The sequence below is a fragment of the Nocardioides faecalis genome, assembly GCF_018388425.1.
GTDB classification, from domain to species: domain Bacteria; phylum Actinomycetota; class Actinomycetes; order Propionibacteriales; family Nocardioidaceae; genus Nocardioides; species Nocardioides faecalis.
Map to the genome: position 1 here is coordinate 2,221,634 of NZ_CP074406.1, position 13,688 is coordinate 2,235,321.

Below are 13,688 nucleotides of genomic sequence, written 5' to 3' on the forward strand. Positions count from 1 at the left end.
GGGATCGGGGACGGGCCGTTCGTGCGCCGTGGCGCGGGGCTGGATCAGCTGCGCAGCAGGTTCCGCAGGACGAACTGCATGATGCCGCCATTGCGGTAGTAGTTCGCCTCGCCGGGGGTGTCGATGCGGACGACCGCGTCGAACTCCACGCCGGTGTCGGTGGTGACCTTGACCGTGCGCGGGGTGGTGCCCTCGTTGAGCGCGGTGATGCCGGAGATCGCGAAGGTCTCCTCACCGCTCAGGCCGAGCGACTCCGCGTTCTGGCCCTCGGGGAACTGCAGCGGGATGACGCCCATGCCGATGAGGTTCGAGCGGTGGATGCGCTCGTAGCTCTCGGCGATGACCGCCTTGACGCCCAGCAGCGAGGTTCCCTTGGCGGCCCAGTCGCGCGAGGACCCCGAGCCGTACTCCTTGCCCGCGAGGATCACGAGCGGGATGCCGGCCTCGGCGTAGTTCTCCGCGGCGTCGTACACCGTGGTGACCCGAGCGTCGTCCTGGGTGAAGTCGCGGGTGAAGCCGCCCTCGGTGCCCGGCGCGACCTGGTTGCGCAGGCGGATGTTGGCGAACGTGCCGCGGATCATGACCTCGTGGTTGCCTCGGCGCGAGCCGTAGGAGTTGAAGTCACGCTGGGCCACGCCGTGCTCGGCGAGGTACTTGCCCGCCGGGGAGTCCGCCTTGATCGAGCCGGCCGGGGAGATGTGGTCGGTGGTGACCGAGTCGCCCAGCTTGAGCAGCACGCGGGCGCCGTCGATGTCGGTGACCGGCGCCGGCTCCTGCGGCATGCCCTCGAAGTAAGGGGGCTTGCGGACGTAGGTGGAGTCCTCGTCCCAGGTGAAGATCTTGCCCTCGGGGGTGGGCAGCGAGCGCCAGCGCTCGTCGCCCTTGAAGACGTCGGCGTACGACTCGGCGAACATCTCCTTGTTGATGGCGCCCCGGATGGTCTCCTCGACCTCGGCCGGCGAGGGCCAGATGTCCTTGAGATAGACCGGGTTGCCGTCGTTGTCGGTGCCCAGCGCGTCGTTGAACAGGTCGACGTCCATCGAGCCGGCCAGCGCGTAGGCGACGACCAGCGGCGGGGAGGCCAGGTAGTTCATCTTGATGTCGGGGCTGATCCGGCCCTCGAAGTTCCGGTTGCCCGAGAGCACCGAGACGACGGCGAGGTCGTTCTCGTTGATCGCGGCGGAGACCTCGGGGATGAGCGGGCCCGAGTTGCCGATGCAGGTGACGCAGCCGTAGCCGACCAGGTTGAAGCCGAGCTTGTCGAGGTACGGCGTGAGGCCGGCCTTGTTGTAGTAGTCGGAGACGACCTGCGAGCCGGGGGCCAGCGTGGTCTTGACCCACGGCTTGCGCTGCAGGCCCTTCTCGACGGCCTTCTTCGCCAGCAGGGCGGCGCCGATCATGACCGACGGGTTGGAGGTGTTGGTGCAGGAGGTGATCGAGGCGATCGTCACCGCACCGTGGTCCAGGGTGAAGGTGGTGCCGTCCTCGAGGGTGACCTCGACCGGGTTCGAGGCCCGGCCACCGTCCGCGGCGGCAGCGGAGAGGTGCTGGCGCGGGGCGTCCTCGCCGTTGGACTGCTTCGGGTCGTGCGAGGGTGCGTCGGAGCCCGGGAAGGACTCCTCGACGGCCTCGTCGTAGCCCTTGGTGTCCTGCGCCTCGCCGGCGTAGTCGACGAGCGCGGCCCGGAAGGACTCCTTGGCCTCGGAGACCAGGACGCGGTCCTGCGGGCGCTTCGGGCCGGCCAGCGACGGCACGACCGTCGACAGGTCCAGCTCGAGCTTCTCCGAGTAGCGCGGCTCGGCCGAGGGGTCGAGCCACAGGCCCTGCTCCTTGGCGTAGGCCTCGACGAGCGCGATCTGCTCCTCCGAGCGACCGGTCAGGCGCAGGTACGTCGTGGTCTCCTCGTCGATCGGGAAGACCGCGATGGTCGAGCCGAACTCCGGGGACATGTTGCCGATGGTGGCGCGGTTGGCCAGCGGCAGCGCGGAGACGCCGGGACCGTAGAACTCGACGAACTTGCCGACGACGCCGTGCTTGCGGACCATCTCGGTGATGGTGAGCACCAGGTCGGTGGCGGTGGAGCCCTCGGGCAGCTCACCGGAGAGCTTGAAGCCGACGACGCGCGGGATGAGCATGGAGACCGGCTGGCCGAGCATCGCGGCCTCGGCCTCGATGCCGCCGACGCCCCAGCCGACGACGCCGATGCCGTTGACCATGGTGGTGTGCGAGTCGGTGCCGACGCAGGTGTCGGGGTAGGCCAGCAGCTCGCCGTCGACCTCACGGGTGAAGACGGTGCGGGCCAGGTGCTCGATGTTGACCTGGTGCACGATGCCGGTGCCCGGGGGGACGACCTTGAAGTCGTCGAAGGCGCCCTGGCCCCAGCGCAGGAACTGGTAGCGCTCGCGGTTGCGCTCGTACTCGATCTCCACGTTGCGCTCGAACGCGTCGGGCGTGCCGAACACGTCGGCCATGACGGAGTGGTCGATGACCATCTCGGCGGGCGCGAGCGGGTTGATCTTGGTGGCGTCGCCACCGAGGTCGGCCATCGCCTCGCGCATGGTGGCGAGGTCGACGACGCAGGGCACGCCGGTGAAGTCCTGCATGATCACGCGCGCGGGCGTGAACTGGATCTCCTTGTCAGGCTGGGCGGTCTCGTCCCAGCCGGCGAGGGCCTTGATGTCGTCGGCGGTGATGTTCGCGCCGTCCTCGGTGCGCAGGAGGTTCTCCAGCAGCACCTTCAGCGAGAACGGGAGGCTGTCGACGTCGAGACCTTCCCCGGTCACGGCGTCCAGCCGGAAGATCTCGTACGACTTCTCACCCACGTCCAACGTGCTCTTGGCGCCGAAGCTGTTCTTGCTGGCCATCCGGTGGTCTCCGTCCTCATCGACTACGCGTAGCGCGGAAGGTCTCCTCGATCATCCTCCCGCCGCCAAGGGCGCGGGGATAGTCAGGTGGACCTAAATTCCGTGGCATGCCGAGGGCGTTCCCCGGCATTGTCTTGATATCAAGATACACGAGGTCGAGGCAGGATTCACGGCGACCCGCCCGGGCCAGGCAGGTCAGGCGCCCGTCTCCCCCGCCGGTACGACGTCCTCGGCGAACTGCGTGCGGTAGAGCTCCTCGTAGCGCCCGCCGGCTGCCAGCAGCTCGGTGTGGGTGCCGCGCTCCACGATCCGTCCGTCCTCGACCACCGCGATCAGGTCGGCCGCGCGGATCGTGGACAGCCGGTGCGCGATCACCAGCGCGGTGCGACCGGTGAGGACCTCGGCCAGCGCCGCCTGCACCGCCGCCTCCGAGGTCGAGTCCAACGACGCCGTCGCCTCGTCCAGGATCACCACCTGCGGTTCCTTCATCAGCAGCCGGGCGATGGTCAGCCGCTGCCGCTCGCCGCCGGAGAGCCGGTAGCCGCGCTCCCCCACGACGGTCTCCAGGCCGTCGGGCAGCGAGCGCACCAGGTCGGCCAGCCGGGCCCGGCGCAGCGCGTCCCACAGCTCCTCCTCGCCGGCCTCCGGCCGGGCCAGCATCAGGTTGCCACGGATGGTGTCGTGGAACAGGTGGCCGTCCTGGGTGACCATGCCGATGGCGTCCCGCACGCTGCGGGTGCTCAGCTCGCGGACGTCGACGCCCGCCAGGCGCACGGCGCCGGCATCGACGTCGTACAGCCTGGGCACCAGGGAGGCCAGCGTGGACTTGCCCGCCCCCGAGGACCCGACCAGTGCCACCACCTGTCCGGGCTCGGCGCGCAGCGTGACGCCGTGCAGCACCTCCTCGCCGCCGCGGGTGTCGAGCCGGGCCACCGCCTCCAGGGAGGCCAGCGACACCTTGTCGGCCGCCGGGTAGGCGAAGTGGACGTCGTCGAACTCGACCGCCACCGGCCCCTCGGGCAGCTCGCGGGCGTCGGGAGCGTCGGTGATCAGCGGCGCCAGATCGAGCACCTCGAAGACCCGCTCGAAGCTGACCAGGGCCGCCATGACCTCGACCCGGGCGCTGGCCAGCGCGGTCAGCGGGGCGTAGAGCCGGGTCAGCAGCAGCGCCAGCGTGACGACCTCGCCGGCGTCCAGGGTGCCGGAGATGGCCAGGGAGCCGCCCACGCCGTACACGACGGCGATGGCCAGCGCCGAGACCAGCGTGAGCGCGGTGACGAAGGTGGTCTGCACCATCGCGGTGCGGACCCCGATCTGGGCCACCCGGCGGGCGCGGCTGGCGAACTCCGCCGACTCGGCCTCGGGGCGTCCGAACAGCTTGACCAGCGTGGCGCCCGGCGCGGAGAACCGCTCGGACATCTGGGTGCTCATCGCCGCGTTGTGGTCGGCCGCCTCGCGCTGGATGTCGGCCAGGCGCCGCCCCATCCGCCGGGCGGGCACCACGAACACGGGCAGCAGCACCAGCGCGAGCAGGGTCACCTGCCACGAGATCCCGATCATCACCACCAGCGTCAGCGCGAGGGTGACGAAGTTGCCCACCACGCCGGAGAGCGTCGAGCTGAACGCGCGCTGCGCGCCGATCACGTCATTGTTGAGCCGGCTGACCAGGGCGCCGGTGTGGGTGCGGGAGAAGAACGCCACCGGCATCGTCTGCACGTGGTCGAAGACGGCGGTGCGCAGGTCGAGGATGAGGCCCTCGCCGATCCGCGAGGACAGCCACCTCCCGGCCAGGCCGGCGGCGGCGTCGGCGACCGCGAGGGCGGCGATGATGAGCGCGAGCCGGACCACCACCGGACGGCCCTCGCCGTCCACGATCGCGTTGACGACGCCACCGGCGAGCACGGGCGTGGCCACGGCCAGCGCCGCACCCACCACGCTGAGCACCACGAAGCCGATGAGCTTGGCCCGGTGCGGACGGGCGAACGCGAGGATCCGGCGGGCCAGCGCGACGTCGAAGGACCGCTTCCCGCTCGGTCCGTGCGCGCTGCGGTACACCTGGTTCCAGGCGATCGACTCCATGCTCATGTCCTCGACGGTAGAACCTCAGGTGCGGTGGAGGACAAGCGGCGTCGTCCGGCTTCCACACCGCGCCCGACGCTGCCAGGATGAACGTGTCCCGGATCACAGGAGGACCGGATGCGCACCCTGATCAGCACCCACTTCATGTCGCTCGACGGTGTCGTCGAGGCTCCCGGTGGCGAGCCGGGCCACCGCAGCTCCGGCTGGACCTTCGCCGACCTGCCCTTCGTCGAGGACGCCTACGAGATCAAGGGCCGCGAGCAGGAGGAGGCCACGGCGATGCTGCTCGGCCGCCTCAGCTACGAGGCCTTCGCCCCGATCTGGCCGTCGATGACGGCGGAGTTCCCGCGCTACAACGCGATGCCGAAGTACATCGTGTCCACCACGCTGGGCGACGACGACCTGGTCGAGAACTGGGGTGAGACCACCATCCTGCGCTCGATCGCCGACGTCGCCGCGCTCAAGGAGACCGAGGGCGGGCCGATCAGCATCCACGGCTCCGCGACCCTGGTCCGCGACCTGACCGACGCCGGCCTTGTCGACCGGTTCCACCTGCTCGTCTTCCCGCTGCTCCTGGGCGCGGGGAAGCGGCTGTTCAGCGAGTCCGACAAGCCCAAGCAGATGCTGCGCCTGACCGAGTCCCAGGGCTACCGCAACGGCATCCAGAAGCTCGTCTACGACGTGGTGCGCTGAGCGTCCGGCTCAGGGCCCGACCGGCGCCGGGGCAGGGTCTTGGACAGCTCGGTGAGCGCGAACACCACGACGGCGAGGACGAGGACGAGGCCCCACTCGCGCATCCCGATCGCCGCGGAGCCGAACCAGGTGTGCATGAACGGGGCGTAGACGAAGACCGCCTGCAGGACCAGGAGCGCCAGCGCCGACCACCAGATGGCCCGGTTGCCGTGCAGCACGTCGCGACTGACGCTGGAGGTCTGCAGGAAGCGGCAGTTGAGCAGGTAGGCGAGCTGGGCGAGGGCGAGCATGCTCACCGCCGTCGTACGGGCCTCCTCGATGGGTGCCCCGCGCTCGAGCTCGTAGTAGAACAGCGCCATCGCGACCCCGCCGATGAGCAGCGAGACCACCAGCACGCGCGCCAGGAAGGCCCGGCTGAGCAGGGGCGCCCGCGGGTCGCGCGGGGGCCGGTCCATCGATCCCCGCTCGGCCGGCTCGTTGGCCAACGACAACGACAGGGTCACCGCGGTGACCATGTTGATCCACAGCACCTGCACCGGCTCCAGCGGCAGGGTGAGTCCGGCGAGGACGGCGATCAGGATGACGAGCGACTGGGCGCCGTTGGTCGGCAGCAGGAACAGCACCGACTTGCGCACGTTGTCGTAGATCCGGCGCCCCTCCTCCACGGCCGCGACGATGGTGGCGAAGTTGTCGTCGCCGAGGACGACGTCCGCGGCCTCCTTGGTGGCCTCGGTGCCCTTGATCCCCATCGCGACGCCGACGTCGGCCTGGGCGAGCGCCGGCGCGTCGTTGACCCCGTCGCCGGTCATGGCCACGACCTCGCCGTGGTACTGCAGCGCACGCACGATCCGGACCTTGTGCTCGGGGCTGGTGCGCGCGTAGACGTCCACCTCACGGACCCGCTCGCGCAGCGCCTCGTCGCTCATCTCCTCCAGCTCCGCGCCGGTGAGCACCCTGGTGCCGTCGCCGGCCAGCCCCATCTCGCGAGCGATCGCCGTGGCGGTGCCGGCGTGGTCGCCGGTGATCATCTTGACCGCGATGCCCCCTCGCTTGCACTCGGCGATCGCGGCGACGGCCTCGGGACGGGGCGGGTCCACGATGCCGACCAGGCCGACCAGCTCCAGGTCGCCCGCGACGTCAGCGGCGGTGAGGCCGGCGGGGGCGGCGGCACGGGGCACGGTGCGGGCCGCGGCCAGCACCCGCAGCCCCTGGGCGCTGAGCTCTTCGATCCGTCGCTCCCACAGGCCGGTGTCCAGCGGCTCGGCACCGCCGTCGGCGCCGGCCTGGGAGGTGCACCGGGCCAGCACCCGGTCCGGCGCCCCCTTGAGGAGCACGTGCCGCTCGCCGTGCGGGGACTCGACGAGGACGGCCATGTACTTGGTCGCGGAGTCGAACGGGAGCTCTGCGTGCCGGGTCCAGCCGTCGGGGGTGAACCCGGCCTTGGGTCCGAGCGCCCGCAGCGAGCCGTCGGTCGGCTCCCCGACCAGCCGCCACCCGTCGTCCTCGCGGACGAGGCGGGCGTCGTTGCACAGGGTCATCACCTCGGCCAGCACCCTCAGGTCGGCCCGGTCCTCGACGCTCACCGGAGCGTCGTCGAGTCGGACCTCGCCCTCGGGGGCGTACCCGACGCCCGTGACCTCGAGCTCGACGTCGGCGGTGAGCACGCGGGTGGCGGTCATCTCGTTCTTGGTCAGCGTGCCGGTCTTGTCCGAGCAGATGGTGGTGACCGAGCCGAGCGTCTCCACCGACGGCAGCCGACGGGTGATCGCGCGCCGCCGAGCCATCTGCTGGACGCCGAGTGCCATCGTGATCGTGACGAGTGCCGGCATCCCCTCCGGCACGGCGGCGACCGCGAAGCCGATCGCGGCCGAGATGAGGTGCTCGGCGCCGTCTCCGTAGACCAGTGCGCCGACCAGGATCATCACCGCGGCCATGACCACGATGAGCACGGCGAGCTGCTTGCCGAAACGGCCCAGGGTGCGTGAGAGCGGCGTCTCCAGCGGCTCGACCTCGGCGATCATCGCCTGGATCCGGCCGATCTCGGTGTCGGCCCCCGTACCCACGACGACCCCGCGACCCGTGCCCGCCACGACCAGGGTCCCGGAGAACAGCATGCTGCTGCGGTCGCCGATCCCGGCGTCCGCGGCGACCGGTTCCGGGGACTTGCCGGCAGCCACCGACTCGCCGGTCAGGGCCGACTCCTCGACCTGCAGGTTGACCGCCTCGCTCAGGCGGATGTCCGCGGGCACCCGGTCCCCCGCCGCGACACGCACCACGTCCCCGGGCACCAGGCCCTCGGCCTCGGCGTGGCGCCAGGCGCCGTCGCGGCGGACCGCGGCCCGCACGGAGAGCATCTTGGAAATGGCGTTCAGCGCCTGCTCGGCCCGGCCCTCCTGGATCAGCCCGACGGCGGCGTTGATCACGGTGACGGCGACGATGACGGTGACGTCCACCCAGTCGCGCAGCAGCGCCTTCAGGGCCGCGGAGGCGAGCAGGACGTAGATCAGGACGTCTCGGAACTGGTCGAGCACCCGCCGCCACCAGGGTGTGCGGGCGGGAGGTGCGAGCCGGTTCGGGCCGACCTCGTCCAGGCGGCGACGCGCCTCGTCACCGCTGAGGCCATCCCTGGTGACTCCCAGCTGCGCCAGCACCTCGTCGGCCGGCCGCGCCCAGGGCGCCTCGCCGGCCTCCACGGTCGAGCCGGGAGCCGCCATGCATCCATACAACCAGGGACCCGATGCGCGGCGGCGAGATCGCGCGGGCGCCCCTCGGCTCACCTGGTCAGCAGCGCGACGCACTCCACGTGGTGCGTCATCGGAAAAAGGTTTCGGCCCCTGAGCGTCAACGCGATCCTTTGCGATCGGACGCCTCCGTGACCCAGAAACCACCTCTGACCTGCAGCGATGCCGTTCTCGACATTGGTGGGCGTCGGCGCGGGGTTGCAGACCTATGCGAATCAAAGCGAGCCCATTCCGAGCCCTCCCGTCGACGGCCGCCGACGAGCGCACCCGGCTGCAGGTGCAGCGCCGCAGACCGCGTTGATGAGAGTCCGAGGCGGGACGGCTAGCTAGCGCAATAGCTACTTCGCTACCTCCTCTCGCCACAACGAGAGAAGGCGGTCTGTCCTCTGTGGCACTGTCCCGCGCGTTACCTCGGGTGGCCGATAGCCACCACCCTGCCCTGTGGAGCCCGGACTTTCCTCGACACCTTTCCACGAAGCAAGGCGACGCGGTCGCAGAGCCGCGCCGCTGAGGGGATGACCGACCTCGTCTCAGCGCTGCACCTTGTCAGCGGCGAGCCGTTCACCGACCTGCGCAAGGACGGCTGGGGTTGGCTCGTCGGAGGCGACCGCCTCGACCACATCATGACCGCGGCGATCGTGGACGTCGGGCACATCGTCACCACCCATGCTCTGGCAAGTGGCGACTTCGCGCTGGCCGACTTCGGGTCCAACGTCGCACTCGCCGCGTCGCCGTACGACGAAGTTGCGAATCTCGACCGCGTCGCGGTCGACCGGGCCATGGGCGACGTTGAAGGAGCCGAAGCACGGCAGCGGAACGGCATCTCCAACCGAAGCGACGACGACTACGGGCCGATCGAGATTCCGCCCCGCACGTCCGGGATCATGAAGCAGAATCAGTCGTCTTCCACCCGTCGTACTGGCTAGTTCATGCCCCTAGATCACGGGTGACGTGCGCGTAAAGCCCCGGCAGTCCTCCATATCGATCCCATGGTCCGTTGCGGAGGAAGTGGCTGACCGTGATCCCGTGCACCATGCTCGCGGGGTCGAAGTGACGGACACCCGGTGCCGCCAACATCGTGCGCTGATAGTTGACGTCGACGCCACGCTTAGGATCAGGGCCCTTGTCTGCGTACACCACCCACTCAGCCTCGGGGATGGCTGCCTTGGCCAGCAGGCCCCAGTGGATCCCGACGAGATCGATCAACCAAAGTCCGTCATCGGAGAAGTACTCACTCGGTTCGGCCGCATGCCAGGGAGGCCGTGTTCCGCGCTGGGGATCGTCTGCTGGTTGCGATGTCCGAAGCGTCAGCTCCCTGGCTCCTGCGGAGTCGAACCAGCGCGTGTACCAGTCCCAGAGGGCGGGAAGCTCCTCGGGGCCGTCGAGCAGCGCGCTCGGCTGGCCCGCGGCGGAGAGTTCCGCCGCTAGCCACCGTCGTCGTGGCTCGCCCGCCGCGGCATAGGCGTTCCGGTAGGAACGGGCGTCTTCGGCAGTCAGTTCACTGAAGTCAAGCACCCTTGCAGAACTCCTTGTCACGGGGTGTGAATGATGTAGGGGATGCCATTCTCCTCGAGGAGTTCGCGAAGATCGTCGTCAGGTCCGACACCGCCGTCCTCCTTCGGGAAGAATTGCCACTCGACATCATCGATTGGGGTATTGGTCCTCGAGGAGAGCTCGGTCCTTTCGGACTTGCTTGGCAATGAAGTCGTTGAGCTCGATAAACCCGTTCTTCGCTTCGATAGCGAGCTTGGTTGTTGGCGAGTAGACATCCGGATACCTGCCGCCTGTTCGGCCGGTCGATCCTGGCGCCGGGAACAACGTCTGCTTCGGCAGCGCGCCCGGCGTGATGCTGCGCAGGTAGTTCTCGGCTTCTTTCTCCTTCGCATACCTCCGAGGTGAGGGGGTTGTGTGCCGAGCTCCGTCGAGCCCACGGGCGAGGACGCCGAAGTCGAAGCGGTTGGTGGCGTAGTTGACAATTGCTTCGTCGGAGATCCCATGGTCACGGATCTTCTTGATGCTGGTCCCGTCGACGGCCTTGAGGATCTGCAGTTTGAGTCCGAGCGGGATCTTCTTGCTCGAGGTGATGAACCCGACGGTGTCGAGAGCCCGTCGTGCAGAGACTCGGTTGATGAACTTCAACGTCTTCGAGTCCACGGCCCCGGCGTCCCCGACGATCGGGATGAGCGAGATGAGCGACAGAGCTGAGATCCCGGCGCTGACGACGTCGAGGTCGGTGACGGCACCGATGAAGTCGACGATGTCCTTGTAACCGAAGAATCCGGCCACGATGGTGGTGATGACGCCCGTAGGCGCGCTCCGCGCCCGCCTACGGACCGTTGTGCGTGCTCAGAGGCTCTCCCCTGCCACGTAGCAGTCCCGCTGCCACGTAGCAGCAGGGCTCGACCACAGGGCCGGAATCCGGGCTCGCGATTCCAAAGTGAGCCCAAAGTGAGCCCTAAGGCCGGTTTTCGGGGGTCGACGCCGGAGATCGCGATCACATCACCGCGGATCAGAGGCGGTTTTCGTCAGCAGCGCGACGCATTCCACGTGGTGCGTCATCCGGAGCAGGTTTCGGCCCCTGAGCGTGAACGCGATCCCTTGCGATCGGACGCTTCCGTAGCCCAGAAACCGCCTCTGACCTGCAGCGATGTCGTTCTCGACCTTGGTGGGCGTCGGCGTCGGACATGTCGAGGTCTTTCAGGTGGACGGCGTAGGAACCTCCATCCTTGAGAGGCCTCGACCTCTATCTGCTCAACGACGCGCCGTCTGACCACGACGGGGAACTACACCCTCGTCCGTGAAGAGCCCTCAATCGTGGAGCGGATAGTCGCAACGCGTAGGCGCGACGTCGAACTCACTCCTGCGAGCACCACCCGCGTCGCAACGCCGTCAAGGCGCTTCCAAGGACCAGGTGGGCCACCTCGGCTCCGTGCGGATGAAGGCCCTCAACACCGCCTTCCACGGTCCCGACCAGTGGTAGGCGTTCGCCGCGACCACGCGCCCGAAGCACGCCGCGACCACCGCATGGGTGGCGCAGGTCGGAGCTCGCGTAGATGAGCAGGTCGCGGTGCGCGGCCAACTGCCGGCGCACTACACGACCGCAGGCGCCGAGGCTGCCGCCGCAAGGTTGAAGTCGATGCTCGAGCAGCGCTCGCTCAGCCTCCGGAACAAGGACCGACCAGCCGTCTGCTCGGCCTCGTGCGGCTGCACCTGGCCGGGGTCGATGACCCCGGGGCGCAATCACCGCGTCCTGCGCGCTACCGCCGAGGCGGCAGGCGGCCGAGGGGCTACCCCAGGGGCAGCAACCGCGACCCGCGCGGCACCGCCTCGCTGCGCTGACTCCAGCGCAGATGGAGCTGCAGATGCACGAAGTAGGAAGCCCTGGAGTCGCCCCTGGCCGACCGTGCGCCAAGTGGCGGGCTACAGCGCCAGCTTGAAGCCCTCATGGGAGGCGATGAAGCCGAGCCCGGAGTAGAAGCGGTGCGCCTCGGGACGCTGCTTGTCGCTGGTGAGCTGGACCAGGCCGCAGCCGCGGCGCTTGGCCTCGGCGATGGCCCAGGTGAACATGGCCCGGCCCAGACCGCTGCTCCGCAGGTCGGCGTGGACCCGAACCGCCTCGATTTGGGCCCGTAGCGCGCCGCGGCGAGCGAGCCCGGGAATGAAGGTCAGCTGCATCGTCGCCACGACCATGCCGTCGGACTCTGCCACCAGCAGGAGATGTGCTGCGTCTGCGTCGATAGCCTCGAAGGCCCGGACATACGTCTGGAGCCCCTCCGCGCCCTCTGCTCCGTCTCGCCCCGCGCCCAGCGGGTCGTCGGTCAAGAGCTCGACGATGCTCGGCACGTCGTGGATGGTCGCTCGTCGCAGACTCGCGGTGGCGTCGGGGGTTCGGAGCAGTCCTAGTTCGGTCACGTCGCAGATGGTGCCCTACCCACGACAGGTGACAGACGCCTTGCCTGAGCGGACGATCGGATCGCGGCAGCCTGATCACGGCGTGAACGGTTGCTACGGCCACCCGACGCGGTAGTAGCCGACCGGCAGCGCTACGCATCATCTCCGTCACCGCGATCTACCGTGACGCAGCCCAAGCGGCCGGAGTCTTCGGCTTCGCACGAGTGACGCGGCGCGCCGTCGAGGCGGGCTACATGTCTGCAGCCGAGGGGGACGAGTGGCTTCGTGACCTCAGCACCGAGCGCTTCTTCGCGTCGGTGAGCCTCTTCGTCACACTCGCCGAGAAGCCCGGCTCGTGGGGTGGCCCGGATCTCGGCAGATCTGGTAACTGGCGTCACCAATAGGGACACACCCAGTGAGAGCCCTCGGGCGACCTGGATCGCCCCGACGGCCCGTAGACACGCTCCGCGCCCGTCTACGGGCCGTTGTGCGTGCTCAGAGGCTCTCCCCTGCCACGTAGCAGCAGGGCTCGAGCACAGGGCCGGAATCCGGGCTCGCGATTCCAAAGTGAGCGCAAAGTGAGCCCTAAGGCCGGTTTTCGGGGGTCGACGCCGGAGGCCGAGATCACATCACCGCAGGTCAGAGCCAGTTTTCGTCAGCAAAGCGACGCATTCGACGTGGGTGGTAGCAATGGAATTTGCTAACTTAGGTTTACGGAAATATATCCACTTTGACTGTTCTAGGAAACTTATCCACTCCAGTGTCAGTTTTCTTACCAAATCTAAAATTGTTTATTTCAGCTCGTTAATCTCTTTCTGCAGATTTGCTAAAAATCTTCCCGCATGCGCTCCATCCATTTGCGCATGGTGGAACTGAAACGAAATTGGTAATTCATATCTAAATAGTTTCTTTCTATATTTCCCCCAGATTATAAATGGGTTATTAAAAATTCCACTATTCATACCAACAGCACCATCAATTTCAGTATCAACAATTGCTGATGTGCCAATAACCATACTATCTTCGGACAAATCTCTGTCCTGGCAAGTTTTGGCAACTTGTGTTGTGTATTCCAAATACTCCTGATTGAAAACAGTTAAATCATCTGTTTGCATAATATCACAAGAACTTACTTCATCATTCTTATTTTTCACAATAGTGTTTACCGCAATTGTGTCATACTGCATAAGTTTGTCGCCAACCGGAAGTATATAAAATTCTTTTACACTTGCGGCCGCATTTCCAATGCAATAATCCAGAAGCATATTGAACTTCATATTCTTTTTCTTACTGACTTTGACAATATTTGTTACATCTAAAGTTTTGAAGAAAGTAACCATCGGATTTGGCGCTTTCATCCAAAGTTCATATGCCATATTTCTTGTTGTGTCTTTTGGGTGAATTTTTCTCGCCATAATAT

General features: G+C 67.3%; 9 protein-coding genes. 2 read left to right on the forward strand and 7 right to left on the reverse strand.

Translation table 11 applies throughout. The features are described 5' to 3' along the window. Window positions 1-44 precede the first annotated feature (44 nt). Window positions 45-2,864: an aconitate hydratase AcnA gene (gene acnA, locus KG111_RS10305; protein WP_205291890.1), complete on the reverse strand. Its 2,820-nt coding sequence runs from the start codon at window positions 2,862-2,864 to the stop codon at window positions 45-47. Between the two features lie 195 nt (window positions 2,865-3,059). Next, window positions 3,060-4,949: an ABC transporter ATP-binding protein gene (locus tag KG111_RS10310; RefSeq protein ID WP_205291889.1), complete on the reverse strand. Its 1,890-nt coding sequence runs from the start codon at window positions 4,947-4,949 to the stop codon at window positions 3,060-3,062. A gap of 111 nt (window positions 4,950-5,060) precedes the next feature. On the opposite strand from KG111_RS10310, the gene KG111_RS10315 reads away from it, so the two are divergent. Beyond that, on the forward strand, window positions 5,061-5,636 hold the full coding sequence (locus KG111_RS10315; RefSeq protein WP_205291888.1) for a dihydrofolate reductase family protein: 576 nt from the start codon (window positions 5,061-5,063) through the stop codon (window positions 5,634-5,636). On the opposite strand, the gene KG111_RS10320 is transcribed toward KG111_RS10315, so the two are convergent. Beyond that, complete coding sequence (locus KG111_RS10320; protein ID WP_205291887.1) at window positions 5,618-8,350, reverse strand: cation-translocating P-type ATPase; 2,733 nt, start codon at window positions 8,348-8,350, stop codon at window positions 5,618-5,620. The two genes, KG111_RS10315 and KG111_RS10320, sit on opposite strands and share 19 nt — an antisense overlap. Window positions 8,351-8,892: 542 nt before the next feature. On the opposite strand from KG111_RS10320, the gene KG111_RS10325 reads away from it, so the two are divergent. Next, entirely contained in the window at window positions 8,893-9,303 is a 411-nt protein-coding gene (locus KG111_RS10325; protein WP_205291886.1) for a hypothetical protein, read from the forward strand. A 1-nt stretch (window position 9,304) separates the two neighbouring features. Here KG111_RS10325 and KG111_RS10330 read toward each other — a convergent pair whose 3' ends face one another. From KG111_RS10330 to KG111_RS10345, 4 genes are all read right to left on the reverse strand, one after another. Beyond that, entirely contained in the window at window positions 9,305-9,892 is a 588-nt protein-coding gene (locus tag KG111_RS10330; protein ID WP_205291885.1) for a hypothetical protein, read from the reverse strand. A 126-nt stretch (window positions 9,893-10,018) separates the two neighbouring features. Next, on the reverse strand, window positions 10,019-10,663 hold the full coding sequence (locus tag KG111_RS10335) for a hypothetical protein (RefSeq protein ID WP_205291884.1): 645 nt from the start codon (window positions 10,661-10,663) through the stop codon (window positions 10,019-10,021). Window positions 10,664-11,797: 1,134 nt separating this feature from the next. Then, on the reverse strand, window positions 11,798-12,220 hold the full coding sequence (locus tag KG111_RS10340) for a GNAT family N-acetyltransferase (protein WP_249666077.1): 423 nt from the start codon (window positions 12,218-12,220) through the stop codon (window positions 11,798-11,800). An 839-nt stretch (window positions 12,221-13,059) separates the two neighbouring features. Next, window positions 13,060-13,683 carry a CatA-like O-acetyltransferase, family 2 gene (locus KG111_RS10345; protein WP_205291883.1) on the reverse strand — a complete coding sequence of 208 codons (624 nt, stop codon included), beginning with the start codon at window positions 13,681-13,683 and terminating at the stop codon, window positions 13,060-13,062. Between the last annotated feature and the right edge of the window lie 5 nt (window positions 13,684-13,688).

Excerpts from the sequence above, each read along its gene's own strand:
- KG111_RS10345 (WP_205291883.1), bottom strand. The coding sequence starts at position 13,683 with ATGGCGAGAAAAATTCACCCAAAAGACACAACAAGAAATATGGCATAT.
- KG111_RS10325 (WP_205291886.1), top strand. The coding sequence starts at position 8,893 with ATGACCGACCTCGTCTCAGCGCTGCACCTTGTCAGCGGCGAGCCGTTC.
- KG111_RS10315 (WP_205291888.1), top strand. The coding sequence starts at position 5,061 with ATGCGCACCCTGATCAGCACCCACTTCATGTCGCTCGACGGTGTCGTC.
- KG111_RS10320 (WP_205291887.1), bottom strand. The coding sequence starts at position 8,350 with ATGGCGGCTCCCGGCTCGACCGTGGAGGCCGGCGAGGCGCCCTGGGCG.
- KG111_RS10310 (WP_205291889.1), bottom strand. The coding sequence starts at position 4,949 with ATGAGCATGGAGTCGATCGCCTGGAACCAGGTGTACCGCAGCGCGCAC.
- acnA (WP_205291890.1), bottom strand. The coding sequence starts at position 2,864 with ATGGCCAGCAAGAACAGCTTCGGCGCCAAGAGCACGTTGGACGTGGGT.